We start from the raw sequence: 20,799 nt of genomic DNA on the forward strand, positions 1-20,799 counted from the left end.
CCTTTATTTAAAATGAATTTTTTTCTTTTGAAGCAAGCGGGCTGGTTGCTCCTAAAAAAAGTAGTGTTCAAATTGCATCTTTACAGGGATTGAACTTTTTGATTGGTTCAGAACGTTGAGGGCGAATTGAATAAGTTGACCGGATCAAGCAGAAATGGATCGATCGAGTGAAATTTGTGGCGTGCTTTCTGAAGACAAGAGACCATAAACAGGAACAAAAGCAAAAGTGGCAGTCAGTAAAAAAGTTGAATAACCAAAATTTTGTCCTTACATCCACGAATGCAAAAATTAAAAAAGTGCTTGATGCTTTTTTGATAAAAACGTTGACTAATTTCTATATACCCTAACATAGGCGTATGCGGATTTGGCTTTCTTTAATCAAGTGAATAGAATCAAAATGGTCAAAAGTTTATTCATTTAAGTAAAAAAAGATCATAAAAAATAAAGTTTGTTTATTCAAATGAAAAAACTTTATAATTGAATACTGGATTGCTTAAATGAAGAAAAGAAGATAAATGATCTGTTCCTTTAAAAACAATGACCGCTGTAACTGCTTTAACGGATAGGCGGCAGAAGGGAGGAATATGGACCACAAGAGAAAATTAAAAAGCAGAGACTTATATCTCGCTAAACTGAAAGGTTTTCAGGACACCGAACCGGTTAAAGTTGTAACAGGGATTAGAAGATGCGGAAAATCAAGCCTCCTCAAATTAATGGTTCAGCATTTGAAAGACTCTGGAATAAAAGATGATCAGATCATAGAAATGAACTTTGAATCCTTTGATTTCCATAATATGGATGCTGCTGGTTTCTACAACTATGTCAAAGCCAGATCAATTCCAAACAAGAGAATGTATCTGTTTTTTGATGAAGTTCAGCATGTTACCAGATGGGAAGATGTGGTGAATGCTTTTCGCGTAGATCTTGATTGTGACATTTATGTGACTGGATCAAACGCCTATATGCTTTCATCTGAGTACTCAACCTATCTTTCGGGTCGTTGCGTTGAAATTAAAATGCTGCCTCTTTCTTTCAGGGAATTCATTGATTTTTATGGCTTTCATTTACGAGAGAGTACCGGTGCGTTCGGGGAAAAGCGCAAGCTGGTTTCTGACCAGGATGGAAATCCCTATGAGATTAGAGAACTGTTTAATATCTATCTTAGATATGGTGGTATGCCAGGACTCGCTGAAACTGGACTGAATCAGGAACGCGCTATGATTTTATTAGACGGAATTTATTCAACTGTAGTCGTGCGGGATATTCTGGAACGAGAAACATTGAAAAACCAAACGAGAGTAACTGATCCTGCGCTGTTACGCAAGATTATTCTGTTTTTAGCGGATAATCTGGGAAGCCGCATTTCGCTGTCTTCCATTGGAAATACTCTGGCAGATGAAGGTTTAGTCGAAAAAAAAGGAAAGCGATCTAAACCAAGCGTTATTACTGTTCAGAACTATGTTAATGCACTGATCGAAGCTTACTTTTTTTACGAAATTAAACGATTTGATATTCGGGGAAAAGAATATCTGAGGACTTTAGGGAAGTACTACATCGTTGATCCGGGACTCAGGAATTATCTCCTTGGTTTTCGTGATCGTGATAGAGGACATATTCTGGAAAATATCGTTTATTTTGAGCTGTTAAGACGAGGCTATGATGTTTCTGTAGGGAAAATAGGGACTGCAGAAGTTGATTTTGTTGCGGTAAAAGCAGATGAAAAAATATACTTCCAGGTTACTGAGTCGATGCTTGATGAAAAAGTTCGAGAGCGGGAAATTGCGGCGCTGCAAAAAATTAAAGATAATTATCCAAAAGTTATTCTTTCTCTTGAACCTGGTTTTGATGATTCCTATGAAGGAATCTCTTCTGTTCATGTCCTTGATTGGATGCTTGAACCGTACCATTAGGTTTGTTGCAGAAGTGAGCTTATTACCATTTGATCTACTCTGCATTAAGCACAAAAAATTGTCGACCACCTCTCTTTTCTGAATTCGGATGCGGGTGCCTTGAAGGGGATCCACTGCCTGACTGAGGAAGCGCTATAAATAATATCTTTTTATTTAAAGTAATTTATGGCAGCTCAATATGCTTTACGTCTGACACCTAAACATTGTCGTACTCAATTGCATTGGTGAAAATAAAATGTTAAATATTTCACAAATAAAGAAGAAAATTTGAACTTGCGTCAACCCATGTGAAATGTTAGAATGATCAAGCAGTAAAAAACATGCGGTTGTGGTGAAATGGCAGACACGCTGTCTTCAGGCGGCAGTGGGGCGACCCGTGTGCGTTCGAATCGCATCAACCGCACCATTTGAAAATAACCCGAGATCATTGGTCTCGGGCTTTTTGTATTTCAAAATCATATTTACTTAGGAACAGATATGAAGATAGAAATTCCCGCAATACTCAAGATCGATGATCTTAAAAAGTCACTTTCTTTCAAGTGGTAGATGTAGAGTTACTTTTGGCCTCATCTTAGGATAAATATAAAAATCAATGAAACGGAACACCAGGATTGTCCGGTGTTCCTTCTCTTTCTCGGATTTACATGGTCTGAGACATTGCCTGTTCGTATAAATGTGAGAGTTCTATTGGAGGGATAACGAAAGAACAGGAATGGTGATTGAAACAGGCATCCTTGCTCATAAATATCCGGCTCCCTGATACGATACAAAAAATAACTGGAATTGAAGAAAAACTCAATTCTGTTGGAAGGGAGGATGCAATGGTTTATCTTTTGGCAGCAATCGTGATTCTGCTGGCGGTGTTTGCGGAAAAAATTTCAGCCCGACTTGGTCTGCCGGCTTTATTGCTTTTCATGTTGATTGGAATGATCTTCGGATCAGACGGTTTTTTGAAAATTCCTTTTGAAAACTATGCGCTCTGCGAGCAGATCTGCTCAGGGGCACTTGTCTTTATCATGTTTTACGGTGGCTTTAACCTGAACTGGAAAATGGCTAAATCTTCAGCGGTTCAGGCTGTTTTACTTTCTACATTTGGAGTTTTGATTACAACAGCTATCAGTACGTTTCTGATTCATCTCTACTTTGAAAATTCAGCCCCTCAGGCCCCCTTGCCAGTACCCTAAAGTCGAAATCACATATGTGCAGGGGGGCCTGAGGGGCTGGTCTTGCTACACATTGATTTATGATTAATTCTTTAAATTTTTAAAAAGGTGTAGTACCCCCTTTCCCCCGTTAGTTTCAATTAACTAGCGGGTATTATGTCGTATTTGATTAGTTCACTGCTCCCTGATTTGACATTCTTTTCGGAAATGTGAAGACTCTTTGTAGTTTTAGCTTTCTTGATGGTAGGGGGATCCGTTACTAAGACTTCTCCAGTAAAATGGTCAAATACTGCTTCTTCTTTAAGATTCTTTTCGTAGAGATCAGCACTGGTATTGACCGTTTCAAGAAGTTCTTCGCGATCCATTCCCATTGCCAGCAGGGATTGAACGTTGGTTCTAAGCTTTCGAGCTTCTTTGGATTGCGATACATTATTTGGAATGAATTCCTTGTTGCAGTCTGTGGGATGCCAGATAGCTTTCTTTTTAAACATGTGATAAATCGATACTAAAATCTTTCGGGCTATGGCGACTATTGCTTGTTTTGGTGTCATCCGCTGCTTCAGGCTTTCAAACTTAATCTTGTAATAAGGAACCTTCTTCGATTTGACCGCTGCCCAGGCCACTTGAATAAGTGTTGGTTTTAGATTAGCTCCACCTTTGGTTACGTGTTTTGAAAACACTTTGCCAGCAGATTCATTGCTTCCTGGAGCCAAACCAGCCCATTTAGCGAACTGAGATGCAGTCTGGAAATGGCTCATGTCTACTCCAATCTCAGCCAGAATCGTTCGAGCGCTTACCCGACTAATTCCAGGCACAGTTAAAAGCAGATCAAAATATGATCTGAACTCACTGTTGATTAAGTTCTGCATCGTCTGATCTAAATCTAGAATCATTTGATCCAGTCGCTTGATATTATCCAGAAGCGTTACAATCTTCTTCTTTGCCCAATCATCTAGTTTTATCCCCCGGCAAGCCTTGAGAATATCTTCCCTTGAAGACTTACATTTTCTGTGTACGCAAGCCATAATCTGATCATCTGTGCAGTCTTCATTTGATATAATCAGATTGGTAATCTTTGTCGCAGAACTGCCTCTGATATCAGAGAAAACTGTATCGAGTTTTAAACCGTGTGAGGCGAAGCAGGCTAGAAGTACGTTGTGTTCAGCGGTCCGATTCTGGACATAATTCTTCCTCATTCGGCTCATTTCTCGCAGATTCCTGATATTTTGTTCTGGAATATAACTGTTTCGGGTCATTCCATTTCTATAGAGGTCACAGATTCGTTCTGCATCTTTTCTATCATCCTTCTCATTCTTTACCAGGGACAGCCATTTAGGATTGCACACACTTACTTCTTGCATGGCTCGTTCAAGAGCGTTAAAGACCGGGTGCCAGTATACACTTGTCGATTCCATGCATACATTGGTACAATCCAGGTCAATTAACCAATCTTTGAACTGTTCAAGATCCTCGTTAAAGATTGGGAAGGATTTTTCGTATTTCGTTATTGTCCCATCCGCATTGACTATTTTTGCGCAAGCGACAAGAAACTTGCTGTGAACATCGATGCCACAAGCATGGGTAAGGACAGGTTTCTGAGAAACAGTTACTGGCCTATGTGTTTTTGTCGAAGATTTGGCTCTTCTCATAGTTAATCTCCTCCAATTTAATATAAGAAGGAGCTATCAGAAGCGTTGCGAACGCAACAACTATCAAACATTAATTAGTAAGACGATGAAATCTACTTTACAGCCTCTAAGGACTTCTGGCATGTTCTCTGGCGCTTCTGATTGTGCAGTCTTTTTGACTGCCTTGATCATGAATATGAAATCCACAAAAGATAAAACGCACTTATTAACTCCTCTTACAGATTAATTGTAATGGATATATCTTATGAACTGAGTCCTTTATTGAGTTCGATTCACCCATTTTCATTGCGGCATGTGGCCGAAGGCCATGGCGTCTTTTTGAAAATGGATTTCGTCTCCAGTTTTCTGATCAGTGCTGTTTTAGGATCAACCGATGCGGCCAGTGTCTTTTCGATTCTGAGAAGCCGTCATTTGAATTTAAAGGACCATACGGCACCATTACTGGAAATGGAGAGCGGATCCAATGATCCTGTGTCCTATATGTTAACGCTGATCGGGATTCGACTGATGCAAAGTGGAAATGCCGGCCATCTGGTCCTTGAAGTTTTCCAGCAGCTTTCTTTTGGCATTGGCTGTGGTGTTGTTTTCTTTTATCTGTGTCGTTTGTTGATGAAAGCAGCCAAGCTGGTGAATTCAGACCTTGCGGCTATTTACATTTTATCTATGGTCCTGGCCTGCTATGGGCTTTGTTCGCTTCTGGGCGGGAATGCTTACTTAGCGGTCTATCTGTTTGGCATCCTGCTTGGAAATTCGGATATCCCCTTTAAACGAAAATCGATAGGCTTTTTTGACTCATTATCCACGCTGGCTCAGATTGTCATTTTCTTTTTATTGGGGCTGCTCTCTTTTCCGTCGCAGATTTCAAATACGATTGGATCTTCGCTGGCCATCATGCTGATCCTGCTTCTGGCAGCAAGACCTATTGCGGTTTTTTTGATCTTGCTCCCTTTTAAAGCCAGCCTTCAAAAATGTCTGCTGGTCAGCTTTGCGGGACTGCGTGGGGCAGCTTCATGTGTATTTGCGATTATGGCTGTGGCGGCGGGTGTCCACCTCGATCAGAATCTGTTCCAGATCGTTTTTGTCGTAACGCTTTTATCGACGAGTGTTCAAGGTGGGGTATTGCCATGGATGGCTGAAAAGCTGAATATGCTGGATGAAAATGAAGATGTCTCTCGAACCTTTAATGACTACGTAAAAAAGAGCCGTTTATCGATGATGCGCATGTTTATCTCTGAAAAGTCAGACTGGGCCTGCAAGACGATCAAGGATCTTCATCTGCCGGAAGATACACTGGCTTTAATGCTGGAAAGAGATGGACAGAAGATTATCTGCAAAGGCGATACACAAATTCTGCCTGGGGATTCCCTGATTCTTTCTGGCAGTCCATTCTGGACGGATGGCAGCGAAGATCTTGAAGAAGTTGAAATTGAAGCCAGCCATGACTGGACTGGCAAAAGCCTCCAGGAGCTGAATCTTCCAGAAACCCAGCTCATCTCTATGATCATCCGTGATAATGAAAGCCTGATTCCAGATGGCAATACCCGAATTCACCAAAACGACTTACTTGTGATTTACAACGCCCAAAAGGCTCCAAAGCAAGAGAAGGTTGACTGAGATGATGAAAGCAGAACAGAAATCTGATATCGTTCTGACAGGATTGAAAATATTTCGTCAACAGGAAGGGGAAGTATGGCAAAGAAGAAAAAAGTAAAAATGAAAAAGGCCAAAAAGAGCGGGTCTGGCTAGGCAAAGAAGAAACCGATGGCCGCCCCTGTAGGGGATGGCTATCCAAAGAAGACCTGAAATAAGACTGATAGAAGCAGACAGAGTCGAAACCGTAATGATCTTCCAAAACTTTCGAATGGATCATCGTCAGCAGAGTATGAAAACATGATTGAACTGCTGCGGCAGCTATTAGGCATCGATAATGAGAAAGATGGAAATCTAAAGTCCGCCAAGCCGGAACGTGAGACCAATAGTTTCAGTCAAGAAGAACTCATCACGCCTGAGCGAATTCCTCTGCCCTCTGTTCATTCAGGCACAGACAATCAAGCGGAGTGGGAAAACTGGGCGAAAAAAAGAAGAGCTCAGCAGAAGACAATCGTTGGCAGGAAAAACGGCTATCTTACGCTCGATGGCCTCGATCCAGACGAGTTTCGCACCTGCTTTCTAGCCATGGTTGTGGAGATGAATACCGATTCGTCTGAACTGCTGCAGTATCTGATTGATTATAGTTTTGGTTTCGGAATAGATTCTCGATTCAGTTCCCTGCTGCCCAAAGTGATGGCCAGGGCAGCAGATGAGAACTTTCTGGAAGAAGTAGAAAAAGTGATCAGCAGTTGCGTCGAAATCGAAGAAGATCTTCTGGATCTGCTTTTACTACAGGGTGCTGTTTTTAGAAATGATCTTCAAAGGGCAGGGATTTATCTGGAACGGCTGGAAAAGAATTCAACTTTCGAAGGAATTTATTCCTCTTTCCTGGATATGAAGATGCTTTATGAAGCTGGAAGAGGCCAGTACAGTTCCGCAATCAAAATCGGTGAGGAAATTATTGATATCCACAAAAGCAAGACGCCTGGTTCCAGATCACGTCAGTGGGGAAACCCCATGCTGGAACAGTCTTCTGGATATATCGATGCGAGCGTTCTGGTCAAGATCATTGAATATATCCAAAATCCGCAAGAAGAGCTCAAAGATCAAATTAATTACCTTCTTCGATTGCCGGGCGCCGGCGATTTGACTTTTCTCTCCTATGGGCTGATGGTCATGGGCCGGCTGGACTTGATTGAATCTGACCTGTTCGAGCCTGTCAGTCAGAAGCGTTTTATACAGTCTGTTCAGACTGAAAAAACCGCTGCTCTTCTCCAGCATCTTGTTGACCAGGCCAGTGCGTCTGAGCAGCCCCTTGATCTGAAGAAGTTGAACGATCATCTGAAAAAGATTGAACAATATGAAAACATGCGCGGAAGCTATTATCGAGCTGCCTTTTTCTTTAAAGCCCACAACATGGAGAAAGAAGCCAGAAAATATTTTAAAAAGACCGCCCAACTGCCTTGTAATTCGCAGATGAGTCCTCGAGAGGTCCGCAGCGATGTCAATCAACGCTTTAACGCTCTGGATGAACTTGGTTATAAGGAAGCTACAGTGAAAAAGGATCTGCGTGAGACTGAAAAAGAGCTTGCCGGAAATCAGGAGGGATTGATTGAACTGGAGATCATCCGAAAATTTTGGCAGGAGGAACAGGATTCCTGATCCACTTCCTACAGAAAAAAGCAGAACGAAAAGAAAATTCTTTGGGTTGATGTTCGTAAAAACTCCCGGAATTCAGGCCGTTTTCTAAAAAAATGTCGTTGAGACAAATGTAAACAAAGAAAATCCCAGGCAGAACATCCCTGCGATTTTGCACCCTGGCAATTTGACAAGGCACAACCCCCATTATATCCATAACTTGTTGAAAATAAAACGGGCATTCATACGATATAATGGATAAATCCGCATAAACAGGAAGGATAACTATGGCAAAAAAGAAACGAATTAAACAACACTCAAAAAAGACCAAAAAGACAAGAGAACCCAGAGAATTGAGATCCACCTCTTCTGCCAATCAGGGACGAACACCGGCTTTCGATCATAATTTCTTTTCCAGTGGTTATGAAAGCAGCACCTATGGAAGAAATAGGCTGCCGGGTGAAGTTTTTGACGAAGATGAGCGATTAGAGACTATAGATGAGATGCCGCTGAAAGAATTTTTAGAGATATTGGCCATGTTTGATGAAGATGATTTCTTCGATAATGGCTTTGACGAGGATGAGTACCCGGATTTTGAAGATTCTCCACAACGGCGAACCGTACAGTTTTCTACAGACGATATCTGTCTGCCCGATCCTGTTCCAAGACCTTCAATACAATCAGGTGCCCTCTCGGATGCTGATTGGGATGAATGGGCTAAAAAGCGACTGGGCCAGAAAAAGAAAATCATCGGCCGGCGAAATGGAGAGACCACAGTAGATGGCATGAATCAGGAAGAGTTTCGCACTTATTTTATGTCACTGGCTCTGGAGATGGACACCGATTCTTATACACTGCTTGAACGTCTGATTGATTACAGTTTTGGCTTTGGAGCAGACAATCTTTTTAAACCATCTTTAACGAAAGTGATTGCCAGAGCAGGGGATGATCAGTTTGTTGAGAACGCCCAGCAGATGCTCAGTCGTATTCTCAATATGAGCAAGAATGAGTTAGAACGGTGCTTGTTGACAGGCACGCTCTTTCAAAAGGATCTGGAAAAAGCAGCCAGATACCTGCTGGCGATTCAAGATCTTTCCCCACAGAGTAATGAGTATGAATTTTATTTAATGCTGAAGATGGTTTATGAAGCAGCCAGGGGACGGTTTACGCCCGCAAGAAAGATTGGCCAGAAAGTGCTGAGCAACATGAAGAAAAGGCTCGCTCGTTTTATCCCGCCGCAGATGGTCAGCTCATGGATTGAAGAATCATCAGTTTATTTCAATACGGATTTTTTGATGAAGGTAATGAACTATATCGAGAACCCAAATCCCCATCTGAAAAAGCAGATCAATAAGCTCTTCGGGCTTCCGCCTGCCAGTGACCTGTCTACTTCTGTTTATATTCTGATGGTGATCGGGAAAGGAGATCTTCTTGAATCCGATATGCTCGAGCCTGACAATCAAAAGCGCTTCTTGCGATTCTACAAATCTGAGCAGACTGCTATTCTTTTACAGAACCTGGTCGACAAATCCAGCACTTCTGATGAACCGCTGGATTTAAAAGAACTCAAGGCATATCTAAAAGAACTTGAGAAGTATGCGAACATGCGGGAAAGCTATTCGCGGGCGGCTTATTTCTTTGAAGCACAAGGTATGGAGAAAGAAGCCAAAACATATTGGCGAAAAACCGCTCAGCTGCCTTGTGATCGAACGATGAACGATCTTGAGGTACGTAGTGATATCAATCAGCGGTTCAATGCTTTGCAAAAACTTGGTTATAAGGAATCTACGATCAAAAAGTATCTGCGCGAATCTGAAAAAGAGCTGAAAGGAAACATGGAAGGACAGATGCAGCTCGATCTGCTCCGCCAGACCATGAAAGAGTAAGATATCTTTTTATTCTTCAGTTTTTGTACCAATGTCATTTAGCTTAGTTTTTGATAGTTAGTATTGTCCACCATCCGTGCACAGATGGTGGATTTTATATTTTCTGGTTTAACGAAAATTAGCTTTGACAACAACTCTATAATTGTCTAATTTAATCCTTATCACGTTGAAAACATAACTTTATAAGGAGGAAAATATGGCAACTAAAGTTACTTCGCCGTCCGTGATTTATCAAAGATTCATGAAATTCCTTGAGGAATTTGCCCACAAACAGGAGAAGATTCTTGCTTCTCAAACAGGAGCTTTCTCACGAAGTCATTATCGATCATCAAAAATAAACTTGTTCCATTTCCTGAATACATCCATTATCGGGAATGGATCAACACTCTCCGATTTATCCATGAACTATTTCGGCATGGGCAGTGTAAGACCATCTGCTTCGGCACTTGTTCAGACAAAAGCCAAGACTCCAGTCAGCGTATTTTCAACACTGCACAAAGCCACATTGGCACTTTATTCCATGGATAAAAAATATAAAGAACACAGGGTAATCGCTTTTGACGGAACCAATGAACCTGTTGCGCCAAATGAAGATGAACCTGACTACATCATTTATACCAAGAACAAGGAAAACATTATCCGGGCCGGTATTCATGTTAACGCAGCCTATGACGTACTTAATGACAAATTTTTAGCCATCGTCACTCAAGACCAGAGGTCCAAAGACGAACGGGGCGCTGCTATGAAAATGGTCAAGGAGATTCATGAAGCTTATCCTGGCGAGACATTTCTCTTTGTCATGGACAGAGGGTATTTTTCTTATCCATTGTGTAAGCTTATTGAATCCTTAGGGCACAAATACCTCATACGTATGAAAGAACGAGAGTATAGCTGCCTGACTTATACACAGCTTGACCATACAGAAGACCAGCAGATCAGCCGCATTCTTACCCACCACCAAAGAAAAGAGGAAAAAGAAAACCCCCAGATGAAATACCTGGTCAAAAAATCAATGAGACAGATTGATCAAGAATCTGAATTTATTGATTTTGACTGCAGGGTGGTAGCTATCGAGATTGGCGACAACGTCTGGGAAGGACTGATTACCAATCTGGATGAAGCAGAATTTCCTCCGGAGGCTCTTGGATTTATTTACCACCTAAGGTGGCGAATCGAGCAGAGTTTCTCCTGGCTTAAATATGGAATAGGAATGAAACGTATCCACTCGATAAAAGCAGAATACATCATTCAGGAGATTTATTCATCCCTTATCTTCTACAATCTGGTTTCCGAGATCAAAAAGTGTGTTCTTGAATCATCTCAATCGGATAATAAAGAAGAGAAGCAGACAACTTATGAATACCAAATCAATACAACTAAGGCGATACGGGCTATCAGGAATACGTTTACTCCGAAATGGACGAAAAAACGAACAATCTGTCAAATTACAAAAGCGGAGTTTCAAGCTCTGACTGAGGAGCTGCTAAGAGAAAAACTGCCCGTTCGGCCGGAAAGGAGCTTCAAGCGAAATCTCCATCCCAATCGTTTGATATGGTTCACTTACCGATAAGTGCATTATATGCGCATCTTATTGATACAAACCACCCATACAATTCTTAAAAACGGCTCTTATCGAAGGGTTGTTTTTAGTGTACCTATTTTGATGAATACAGCCAAATCAATCAGTATATTTTGTGCTTGGTTGGTGCATATGGATATAATCAGCAGCAAATTCTATTCCTATCATCCACTTTGTCTTTGATTTTTATACAAAGTTTGAGGTCATATTTTTCTAGCTAAATGACATTGGTTTTTGTACTTCAAAACTTTCCTTACAAAGACCAGAAGCCAGAGTAAGAAGAGAAAAAATCTGAAACAAGCAAAAATCCCAGGGAAAAATCCCTGGGATTTTTGCTTCGTTGGGCTTGGATCATCGATCGCTGCCAACGATTACAGTCGTTTTGGGGTATGTTTTTTCTTGAGCCGGCGTTTTGGATGAGGACTATTGACAGGCTGGTTGGCATGCATCAAAATCTTTCGATCATCATGATTGCTGGTGAGAGAAAACAGATCGTGATTGGATACTGACAAGCCGCTTTCAGGAATGGACAAAGCCAGTCCTGTCGGCTGAAGTTTTGCTTTTAAAGCGTCCAGAGTCTGATCAAAGGTGCATTCTGACAGGTTGAAGAGATCTTTGCCGATCTGGGCGATTTTGGCTTTGTCTTCTTTTTTGAGCGAGTCCACCCAGGCTAAAAACAGAGCACAGCCAGCCGAGCCTTCAGTTAAGGAAAACTGGAAAGCCAGATCATCGGCCAAAGATTCAACCGGGCATTTGGCAATATGAAGCGCACTGTGGCTTTCATAGCCAATCTGGAAAAGGGCTGTACGGGCCTCGAGATTGTGAATGTCTTGTTCAAGCGTATCCGCGGCATCAAACAGCTGGTGAAGCAGGTCGATGCATTTCGAATAGTCTTCGTTTTCCAGTGTCAGCGCTCCATAAAACAGGTGAATAAAGAGATTGAAGACCTGCGTCATGGTCGGGTAGAACGGATACATGGCCAGATTTGGATCCAGGATCGTAAAGGTGCATTTCAGCATTGCATCATTGATTGTTTCGCGTTTGCCTTTTCGAACCAGCGTGCAGCCCGTGCTCAATTCCGCCCCGGAAGAAGGATTGGTCAGAATTGAGGCAATCGGATAGACATGATGAGGTTTCTTTTTACCTGTCCAGAAATCCCACACATCCCCGGAATAGCCAAGTCCTAAAGCAATCCCTTTGGCACACTGCAAAGTGGAACCACCGCCAAGCGAAAGAATAATATCGCATTTTTCCTGGCGGGCTTTTTTGATGCCGCGTTTGACTGAGCCATATTTCGGGTTGGGCAGGATCTGCCCCATATCCGCGTGGGGGAAATTTTCCTTGACCAAAAGCAGACGCACTTTGGTTAATAAGCCATCTTCTACAGGTCGATGGCCATGAATCAGTAAGACTTTGCTTCCACAGGAACGTAACAGATCCGGAAGCTTTTCAAGCGAGTCAGGGCCGATTTCAACCTGAACCGCTGCAGGGGGGTTGGAAGTGATTGAGTTGTTATTCATACTTCAAGTATAGCCATTCGATCATCGGGACTGAAAAAGCCTGCCTTACTGATTTTGGCCGCTGCCTGGCTGCCATAAGACGATGAGCCAAAATAAGCAGAGAAAACTCATCCTGAAATCCGTACAATGAAAAAGAGCCTGAAAAAAAACAGAATTGAATTTGATCGGGCAATTTTCTATTCTAGAAGTTCACAGGATGAATTGATGTTGCAAAATCATCTTTGTGAGATTTTTTATGATCTGAATCCTATTTTTTGTTCTGGTCGATTGTGGCGGATGTTGAATGAGTCGGTCAGGAACAGAAAATGAAGACAGAAAAAGAATTCAGCCTGAAATCAGAGAAGAGAGCAGGGAGGAAAAGAAATATGGCGTATAACGTACTGCTGGTGGATGATGAACTGATTATCCGACAGGGAATGGAGTATCTGATCGACTGGGAAAAAGAAGGGTTTCACCTGGTCGGAAAAGTGAAGAATGGCCAGGAAGCGCTGGAAGCCATTGAAAAACAGACGCCGGATATTGTGATCACAGATATTGAAATGCCAGTGATGAGTGGTCTGGACCTGGCTGAGATCCTGGCCAGATCGCATCCTGAAATCCGGATGATCATGCTCAGTGCGCATTCTGATTTTGACTATGTCCGCCCTGCGTTTTCTTTAGGGGCGGTGGACTACATTCTCAAGCCCTCCCTGTCTCCTGAAGAATTATTAAAGGTTCTTCATAAGTCTGTTCAGGGACTTCAAAAGGTCCACACTTCGCTCCATGAGCGTCATTCTGATTGGATCAATCGGTATCTGGCTGGCTATGAAGAACCAGTCGAAGACCAGACTTTGCTGGAAATGTTTCCAGCGTGTGTCGTCCTCTACACCGATCCCTCCAGCAAGAAAACGGCTGACCAGCGGCTGGAAGAACTCAACCAGTATCTGGAAGGTCTTGGAAAGCCAGAACTTTCCTGTGGTTTTTTGATCGACCAGAGCTATCCTGCCTTTCTGGTCTGCCAAAAGCAAAAAGAAAAAGTGAAGCAGGATTTGATGCAAAGTTCCAAAACCTTTCCAGTCTGCTTCTTTATCAGCCGGCCTTATACCTCATTAGAAGATATCCGAAATCATCAGTCTACCTTGTCTAGTCAGCTGATGTCCTCCTTATTTTATGCCTCTGGAAAGGCAGTCATTGACGAAACACAGCTGGAAAGCGGCCCCCATCAAAGTGAACTTTCTCTGGAAGAGTATGAGGCCAGCCTGAAGGCGTCCAGTTTCGATCTGGCTTTCGAGCAGCTGCATGACTATGCCTGCCGGGAAATTGAAGCCCGGGCTGACGAAAGCCAGCTGAAATCAGCGGTCGTCAATGCGATCTATTCTTTTGTCAATCTGCTGGAGGTTTTCCGGCTGGAGAAAAACCATATCCGCTATTTCAAGCTGAACTGCTATTCCCTGATTCATAAGGCAAAAAATGCGGATGAATTTTTAAGACAGCTGGAGGCGCTCATTGAAGATGGCAAGGCGCTGGTGGCCGGTTACCAGGTCACAGAAAGCCGCAGTGAGATTTCAATGATGATGGACTATATTCAGGAACACTATAATGAGCCGCTGCAATTGCAAACACTGGTGGATCGTTTTGGCTTCAGCTATGCCTATCTGTCGAGTCTGTTTTCGGAAAAGTCCTCGGAAACCTTCTCAGAATATCTCAACCGGATCCGGATTGAAAAAGCCTGTGAGCCGTTGATCCATTCGGACCAGAGCATTGCTGATATTGCTCAGGAGACAGGCTATTCGGATTCCGGCTATTTTTCAAAAGTGTTTAAAAAGCAGACCGGAATGACACCAAGAACCTATCGGAGGCGCAATTCATGAAACGATTTCAATTTCTCAGGCGGCGTTCTTTGTTCAATAAGCTGATTGCAATTGTCGGCTGCTCATTGATTGTGATGTTTACCGTAGTCATGTTTATGACGATGAAGTTTATGCAAAACAGTTACATCAGCCTGTATGCCACGGAAACCCGCCTTTTGCTCGACCAGATTGCACAGAACTATGACAAGTTGCATCACCAGTCGGTCGATGTTTTGACCACATGTCGAAACAATTCGTACGTAAAAGCCTTTCTGGCCGATAAAAATCAGGATGGAAAGGCACAGTCCACCATTATTTTCAATATGAAGAAATCATTGGAACACATCAATCTGCTCAATGAGCGAACGTTGTCGACACTGATTCTGATCGGCCGCAATGGCAATGTGTATGTCTCCAATGATGACAAACGAATGATGACCAGACAGGAAATATGGGACAGCGAACCTGTCCAGCATGCCTTAGAACATCCCGACCAGATCACCTATTCGTTTGTGCAAGAGAGAATGGTCAATTCTGGAACGTATGACCAGTCGATTGCGGCGGTCGAAATATTACGGGACTCAGAGGATTCGGTATATGGTGCCGCCCTGCTTTTGATCAATCTGCACAGTTTTGAGGAGTATTATGCTTCCATTCTTGATCCCAGCCTCAACTCGGTCTTTATCGTGGACGCCAATGATTTTGTTTTTTCCAGCAATGATATCCAGATGATTGGCCAGAGCGAGCCTGAACTGATGGAAAGGGTGAATGGCCGCAAAGGAAGCTTCTCTCTTAAGGAAAATGGCCACACCATTATGGGAGAATATCTGCCTTACTATGACAGCTATATCTTCTGTGTGATTGACGATTCCCAATTCTTTTTGCAGGCCTCAAACTGGTCTTTGATCGTGGCAGTCGGCATTGTGATTCTGATTGTAACCTGCGCCATTATTTATGCGCTGCTCAATTCAGCTTTCCGGCCGCTGGAAAAACTGCGCGCGAAAATGCATGAAATCCAGGAAGGCAACTTTGAAGACCGGCTGGAAGTGGAAGGAGAAGGGGAAATTGCTGAGCTGGCCATTTCCTATAACTATATGCAGGAAGGTCTTCGACGGTATGTGGATGAGCTGATGAGTATGGAAAAAGAAAAACGTCTGCTGGAAATTCATTCATTGCAGATGCAGATCAATCCGCACTTTATGTATAACACGCTCACTTCCTTTAAATTTCTTGCCTGGCAGAAACGGGATAAAGAGTTAGTGGAATCCCTGGATGCGTTTATTGCCCTGCTGCAGGAAACACTTGGCAACAAAGAAGAAAAGATCACGGTCGCCCAGGAAGTCACCAACCTGAAAAACTATGTCCATATTCTCAAAATCCGCTTTGGCGACCACATCCAGGTCAACTACAATATTGAGCCAGCTGCTTTAAAGTGTATCTGTCCAAAACTGATCCTGCAGCCCTTTGTCGAAAACGCCTTTTTCCATGCGTTTAACGATCAGGAAAATGGATCTATCGACATTTTCGGCCGGATTGTAGAAGACCATCTGTTGTTTGAAATCATCGATAATGGCAAGGGAATGGATTTACATTCCGATCTGAAAAAAGGAACAAAATTCAGCGGAGTGGGCATTTCCAATGTCAATGAGCGGATTGTGCTGTTGTATGGAAAGCAATATGGCGTTCATATTGAAAGTGTTCCGGGTGCTGGTACATTTGTAACGATTGAATTGCCAGCTATACAGGAAACTTTGGATCCCGACAGCGAAGCATCGGCTGCAGGTGGTTCCAGTTCTTCTGCCAAACCGCGCCGGGCACCCAGAGGATTGCTTAATGATGAAGACGATCTGCTTGGATAAAATCTGACTGGATAAGCAAAAGCCCGGAAATTGCCGGTAGGTTTTCAGATCAGGAATCCAGAGCCTGTAAGTGATGGTATAGGCCAGTCTTGCGGCTAGAAATAAATCCTTTGAAGAAGATTTTTGTCGAAGATTCACGTCACTTGAAAGCTGGATCGAGCCGTAGAGCCATTTTCAAATTATTTGGAATTTCAGGAAATGTAACGACTTTGGCAGAAAATACAAAATCATGTGAGCTAAGCTTATATAATCAGAGTTAAAAGAAGTCCAGTGAATATTGTGATACTGTGCTTTGAAATTTTAAGCATCTCTTCAAAAATGGATTTCTAGCTTGATCTGCAGCTTCTATTCTAAATTGAAGAAAGGAAGGGTCGAAGTGACTAATTTTGAATACCTGCTTCAAGAATCATCCTTCAGCTCATTTGCCAACCCTGCCATTAAGGCCGAAAAATTCTTCAGCTTTGATAAAAGTTCGGCTATGTTTAACATTCGAAAATCTCTGGAAAATGCCTTGCTTTTCATTGCTGAAATGGAAAAGATCAAACTCTATAAGCCAACTCTCTATAATTTGACCGAAAATGATCAAATCCGTGAAGCCCTTGACAATGATACGCTCCTTAAAGAAATCGATATGGTCCGTAAGGTCGGCAATATAGCTGTCCATACCAATCAAACCCCAGACGATAAACTTGTTATTGCTTCTTTTCAAACTCTTTTTAATCTGCTGGATTGGATGGCCTATACTTACGCTCCTCTTGAATCTGGTATTTATCAGGAGGGCCGAAGATTTTCCAAAGAGATACTCGTGCAAGCTGGTAAAGAACAGATTCATCCAGATATCAAGAAAACCCTCGATGAACAACAAAAGGAGATTGATCGGTTACGATCCGCACTGGCAAATGAAAAGGATCGTTCAGCCCGCCAAAAATACGTAGCTCCTCCGCTCGAAAAAGAAACGCGGCTTCTCTATATCGATAAAATGCTTCAAAATGCTGGATGGAAAAAGAACCGCAACTGGCTAGAAGAAATTGAAGTGGATGGCATGCCTACCCCAACAGGTAAAGGATACGTTGACTATGTTCTATATGGAGATGATCAAGTCCCGCTGGCTATTGTAGAGGCTAAGAAAACAACTGAGGATTTAGCCAAAGGTCGTCAGCAAGCCAACCTATATGCGGATTTGCTCGAAAGAAAATACCATAGACGACCTGTAATCTTTTTGTCTAATGGATTAGAAACGACCATTATGGACGGAGAATACCCAGAGCGAAAAGTTTCAGATATTTACTCCAAGCGCGATCTGGAAAAATTATTCAATCTGCGTAAACTCAAGCTCCCGCTGGAGCCTGTCCATTCCAGTGATCAAATTGCTGGCCGCTACTACCAGAAAGCCGCCATCAAAGCAATCTGTTCCGTTCTTGGGCAGAAAAAACGAAAAGCATTACTCGTCATGGCCACTGGATCTGGCAAAACCAGAACAGCTGCTGCGCTGATTGATTGTCTGGTTCGAAAAAACTGGGTGAAAAACGTTCTCTTTTTGGCGGATCGGACCATGCTGGTTTCTCAAGCTAAAGCCGCTATTGTCAATAATCTTCCTTCTCTACCGGTAACCAATCTTTCAAAGGAAAAAGATAATCCAGAGGCAAGAGTGGTTGTATCCACTTATCAGACTATGATTGGATGTATCGATAACATAAAGGGTGAAGATAACGAAAGACTTTTCACACCTGGACATTTCGATCTGATCATCTGTGATGAGGTTCATCGTTCCATATATAATAAATATGGAGATATTTTTGATTATTTTGACGCCCCGATTCTCGGTCTTACCGCAACGCCCAAAGATGACGTGGATCGAGATACCTATCGAAGATTTGGCCTCGAAAAAGGAAATCCAACTTATGCTTACACCTTGGAACAAGGTGTAAAAGATGGTCACTTAGTTCCCTATCGAGTCATTGAGACTGGAACCAAGTTTATGGAAGAAGGCCTTAAATATGATGATTTAACCGAAGAAGAAAAAGAAGACTATGAACAAAACGTAGTTGATTCTGAAGGAAGAATCATTTATGGATTTGAATCCGCCGAGGTCAACAAGATTATCTTCAACAAAGATACAATCCGTAAAATTCTCGGAATTGTCATGAAACTCGGATTGAAAGTAGATTTTGGAAGTAAGATTGGCAAGACCATTATCTTTGCCCGCAATCATCGCCATGCCGAAGAGATTTTGAAAGTTTTCAATGAAGAATATCCTGAATACGGACCTAATTTTGCGGAAGTGATCGATAACAAATCTTATGATCCAGAGCAGCAAAAAGAAAACTTTGCCAAAAAAGACGCCATGGCCTTCGGCCACATGCCGCAATGAAAATGGGTGAATCGAACTCAATAAAGGACTCAGTTCATAAGATATATCCATTACAATTAATCTGTAAGAGGAGTTAATAAGTGCGTTTTATCTTTTGTGGATTTCATATTCATGATCAAGGCAGTCAAAAAGACTGCACAATCAGAAGCGCCAGAGAACATGCCAGAAGTCCTTAGAGGCTGTAAAGTAGATTTCATCGTCTTACTAATTAATGTTTGATAGTTGTTGCGTTCGCAACGCTTCTGATAGCTCCTTCTTATATTAAATTGGAGGAGATTAACTATGAGAAGAGCCAAATCTTCGACAAAAACACATAGGCCAGTAACTGTTTCTCAGAAACCTGTCCTTACCCATGCTTGTGGCATCGATGTTCACAGCAAGTTTCTTGTCGCTTGCGCAAAAATAGTCAATGCGGATGGGACAATAACGAAATACGAAAAATCCTTCCCAATCTTTAACGAGGATCTTGAACAGTTCAAAGATTGGTTAATTGACCTGGATTGTACCAATGTATGCATGGAATCGACAAGTGTATACTGGCACCCGGTCTTTAACGCTCTTGAACGAGCCATGCAAGAAGTAAGTGTGTGCAATCCTAAATGGCTGTCCCTGGTAAAGAATGAGAAGGATGATAGAAAAGATGCAGAACGAATCTGTGACCTCTATAGAAATGGAATGACCCGAAACAGTTATATTCCAGAACAAAATATCAGGAATCTGCGAGAAATGAGCCGAATGAGGAAGAATTATGTCCAGAATCGGACCGCTGAACACAACGTACTTCTAGCCTGCTTCGCCTCACACGGTTTAAAACTCGATACAGTTTTCTCTGATATCAGAGGCAGTTCTGCGACAAAGATTACCAATCTGATTATATCAAATGAAGACTGCACAGATGATCAGATTATGGCTTGCGTACACAGAAAATGTAAGTCTTCAAGGGAAGATATTCTCAAGGCTTGCCGGGGGATAAAACTAGATGATTGGGCAAAGAAGAAGATTGTAACGCTTCTGGATAATATCAAGCGACTGGATCAAATGATTCTAGATTTAGATCAGACGATGCAGAACTTAATCAACAGTGAGTTCAGATCATATTTTGATCTGCTTTTAACTGTGCCTGGAATTAGTCGGGTAAGCGCTCGAACGATTCTGGCTGAGATTGGAGTAGACATGAGCCATTTCCAGACTGCATCTCAGTTCGCTAAATGGGCTGGTTTGGCTCCAGGAAGCAATGAATCTGCTGGCAAAGTGTTTTCAAAACACGTAACCAAAGGTGGAGCTAATCTAAAACCAACACTTATTCAAGTGGCCTGGGCAGCGGTCAAATCGAAGAAGGTTCCTTATTACAAGATTAAGTTTGAAAGCCTGAAGCAGCGGATGACACCAAAACAAGCAATAGTCGCCATAGCCCGAAAGATTTTAGTATCGATTTATCACATGTTTAAAAAGAAAGCTATCTGGCATCCCACAGACTGCAACAAGGAATTCATTCCAAATAATGTATCGCAATCCAAAGAAGCTCGAAAGCTTAGAACCAACGTTCAATCCCTGCTGGCAATGGGAATGGATCGCGAAGAACTTCTTGAAACGGTCAATACCAGTGCTGATCTCTACGAAAAGAATCTTAAAGAAGAAGCAGTATTTGACCATTTTACTGGAGAAGTCTTAGTAACGGATCCCCCTACCATCAAGAAAGCTAAAACTACAAAGAGTCTTCACATTTCCGAAAAGAATGTCAAATCAGGGAGCAGTGAACTAATCAAATACGACATAATACCCGCTAGTTAATTGAAACTAACGGG

General features: G+C 42.2%; 12 protein-coding genes and 1 tRNA gene. 11 read left to right on the forward strand and 2 right to left on the reverse strand.

The window, feature by feature from the left end; translation table 11 throughout:
• Positions 1-584 precede the first annotated feature (584 nt).
• The 3 genes from U4956_RS07445 (at position 585) to U4956_RS07455 (ending at position 3,094) form a co-directional block, all read left to right on the forward strand.
• Positions 585-1,910 (forward strand): ATP-binding protein, encoded by a 1,326-nt coding sequence (locus U4956_RS07445; protein WP_323089903.1) that lies wholly within the window; start codon positions 585-587, stop codon positions 1,908-1,910.
• 322 nt (positions 1,911-2,232) lie between these two features.
• A tRNA-Leu gene (locus tag U4956_RS07450) sits at positions 2,233-2,316 on the forward strand.
• A gap of 415 nt (positions 2,317-2,731) precedes the next feature.
• On the forward strand, positions 2,732-3,094 hold the full coding sequence (locus U4956_RS07455; RefSeq protein WP_323089905.1) for a cation:proton antiporter: 363 nt from the start codon (positions 2,732-2,734) through the stop codon (positions 3,092-3,094).
• Positions 3,095-3,213: 119 nt separating this feature from the next.
• Here the strand turns inward: U4956_RS07455 and U4956_RS07460 are convergent, their stop codons facing one another.
• On the reverse strand, positions 3,214-4,722 hold the full coding sequence (locus U4956_RS07460; RefSeq protein WP_323089906.1) for an IS110 family transposase: 1,509 nt from the start codon (positions 4,720-4,722) through the stop codon (positions 3,214-3,216).
• A gap of 231 nt (positions 4,723-4,953) precedes the next feature.
• Here U4956_RS07460 and U4956_RS07465 point away from each other — a divergent pair, with 231 nt between their 5' ends.
• The 4 genes from U4956_RS07465 to U4956_RS07480 all read left to right on the forward strand — a co-directional run bounded on the left by U4956_RS07465 (position 4,954) and on the right by U4956_RS07480 (position 11,406).
• A complete protein-coding gene (locus tag U4956_RS07465) occupies positions 4,954-6,336 on the forward strand; it encodes a potassium/proton antiporter (RefSeq protein WP_323089908.1) in 1,383 nt (460 codons plus the stop codon).
• A 276-nt stretch (positions 6,337-6,612) separates the two neighbouring features.
• Positions 6,613-7,974 carry a hypothetical protein gene (locus U4956_RS07470; RefSeq protein ID WP_323089910.1) on the forward strand — a complete coding sequence of 454 codons (1,362 nt, stop codon included), beginning with the start codon at positions 6,613-6,615 and terminating at the stop codon, positions 7,972-7,974.
• Positions 7,975-8,237: 263 nt separating this feature from the next.
• Positions 8,238-9,836 (forward strand): hypothetical protein, encoded by a 1,599-nt coding sequence (locus U4956_RS07475; RefSeq protein WP_323089912.1) that lies wholly within the window; start codon positions 8,238-8,240, stop codon positions 9,834-9,836.
• Between the two features lie 196 nt (positions 9,837-10,032).
• Positions 10,033-11,406 carry an IS4 family transposase gene (locus tag U4956_RS07480; RefSeq protein ID WP_323088877.1) on the forward strand — a complete coding sequence of 458 codons (1,374 nt, stop codon included), beginning with the start codon at positions 10,033-10,035 and terminating at the stop codon, positions 11,404-11,406.
• A 380-nt stretch (positions 11,407-11,786) separates the two neighbouring features.
• Here U4956_RS07480 and U4956_RS07485 read toward each other — a convergent pair whose 3' ends face one another.
• Entirely contained in the window at positions 11,787-12,935 is a 1,149-nt protein-coding gene (locus U4956_RS07485) for an iron-containing alcohol dehydrogenase (protein WP_323089913.1), read from the reverse strand.
• A 365-nt stretch (positions 12,936-13,300) separates the two neighbouring features.
• Between U4956_RS07485 and U4956_RS07490 the strand changes: the two genes are divergently transcribed.
• The 4 genes from U4956_RS07490 to U4956_RS07505 all read left to right on the forward strand — a co-directional run bounded on the left by U4956_RS07490 (position 13,301) and on the right by U4956_RS07505 (position 20,785).
• Positions 13,301-14,785, forward strand: coding sequence for a response regulator transcription factor (locus tag U4956_RS07490; protein ID WP_323089914.1), 1,485 nt, complete (start codon positions 13,301-13,303; stop codon positions 14,783-14,785).
• A complete protein-coding gene (locus U4956_RS07495) occupies positions 14,782-16,623 on the forward strand; it encodes a sensor histidine kinase (protein ID WP_323089915.1) in 1,842 nt (613 codons plus the stop codon). Before U4956_RS07490 ends, U4956_RS07495 begins: the two co-directional genes overlap by 4 nt.
• Positions 16,624-16,999: 376 nt before the next feature.
• Positions 17,000-18,994 (forward strand): DEAD/DEAH box helicase family protein, encoded by a 1,995-nt coding sequence (locus U4956_RS07500; RefSeq protein ID WP_323089917.1) that lies wholly within the window; start codon positions 17,000-17,002, stop codon positions 18,992-18,994.
• Positions 18,995-19,276: 282 nt separating this feature from the next.
• Entirely contained in the window at positions 19,277-20,785 is a 1,509-nt protein-coding gene (locus U4956_RS07505; protein WP_323089906.1) for an IS110 family transposase, read from the forward strand.
• Positions 20,786-20,799 lie beyond the last annotated feature (14 nt).

This window comes from Allobaculum sp. JKK-2023 (genome assembly GCF_034745455.1).
Taxonomy (GTDB): domain Bacteria; phylum Bacillota_I; class Bacilli_A; order Erysipelotrichales; family Erysipelotrichaceae; genus Allobaculum.

Excerpts from the sequence above, each read along its gene's own strand:
- U4956_RS07470 (WP_323089910.1), top strand. The coding sequence starts at position 6,613 with ATGATTGAACTGCTGCGGCAGCTATTAGGCATCGATAATGAGAAAGAT.
- U4956_RS07495 (WP_323089915.1), top strand. The coding sequence starts at position 14,782 with ATGAAACGATTTCAATTTCTCAGGCGGCGTTCTTTGTTCAATAAGCTG.
- U4956_RS07475 (WP_323089912.1), top strand. The coding sequence starts at position 8,238 with ATGGCAAAAAAGAAACGAATTAAACAACACTCAAAAAAGACCAAAAAG.
- U4956_RS07480 (WP_323088877.1), top strand. The coding sequence starts at position 10,033 with ATGGCAACTAAAGTTACTTCGCCGTCCGTGATTTATCAAAGATTCATG.
- U4956_RS07465 (WP_323089908.1), top strand. The coding sequence starts at position 4,954 with ATGGATATATCTTATGAACTGAGTCCTTTATTGAGTTCGATTCACCCA.
- U4956_RS07455 (WP_323089905.1), top strand. The coding sequence starts at position 2,732 with ATGGTTTATCTTTTGGCAGCAATCGTGATTCTGCTGGCGGTGTTTGCG.
- U4956_RS07445 (WP_323089903.1), top strand. The coding sequence starts at position 585 with ATGGACCACAAGAGAAAATTAAAAAGCAGAGACTTATATCTCGCTAAA.
- U4956_RS07460 (WP_323089906.1), bottom strand. The coding sequence starts at position 4,722 with ATGAGAAGAGCCAAATCTTCGACAAAAACACATAGGCCAGTAACTGTT.
- U4956_RS07490 (WP_323089914.1), top strand. The coding sequence starts at position 13,301 with ATGGCGTATAACGTACTGCTGGTGGATGATGAACTGATTATCCGACAG.
- U4956_RS07485 (WP_323089913.1), bottom strand. The coding sequence starts at position 12,935 with ATGAATAACAACTCAATCACTTCCAACCCCCCTGCAGCGGTTCAGGTT.
- U4956_RS07505 (WP_323089906.1), top strand. The coding sequence starts at position 19,277 with ATGAGAAGAGCCAAATCTTCGACAAAAACACATAGGCCAGTAACTGTT.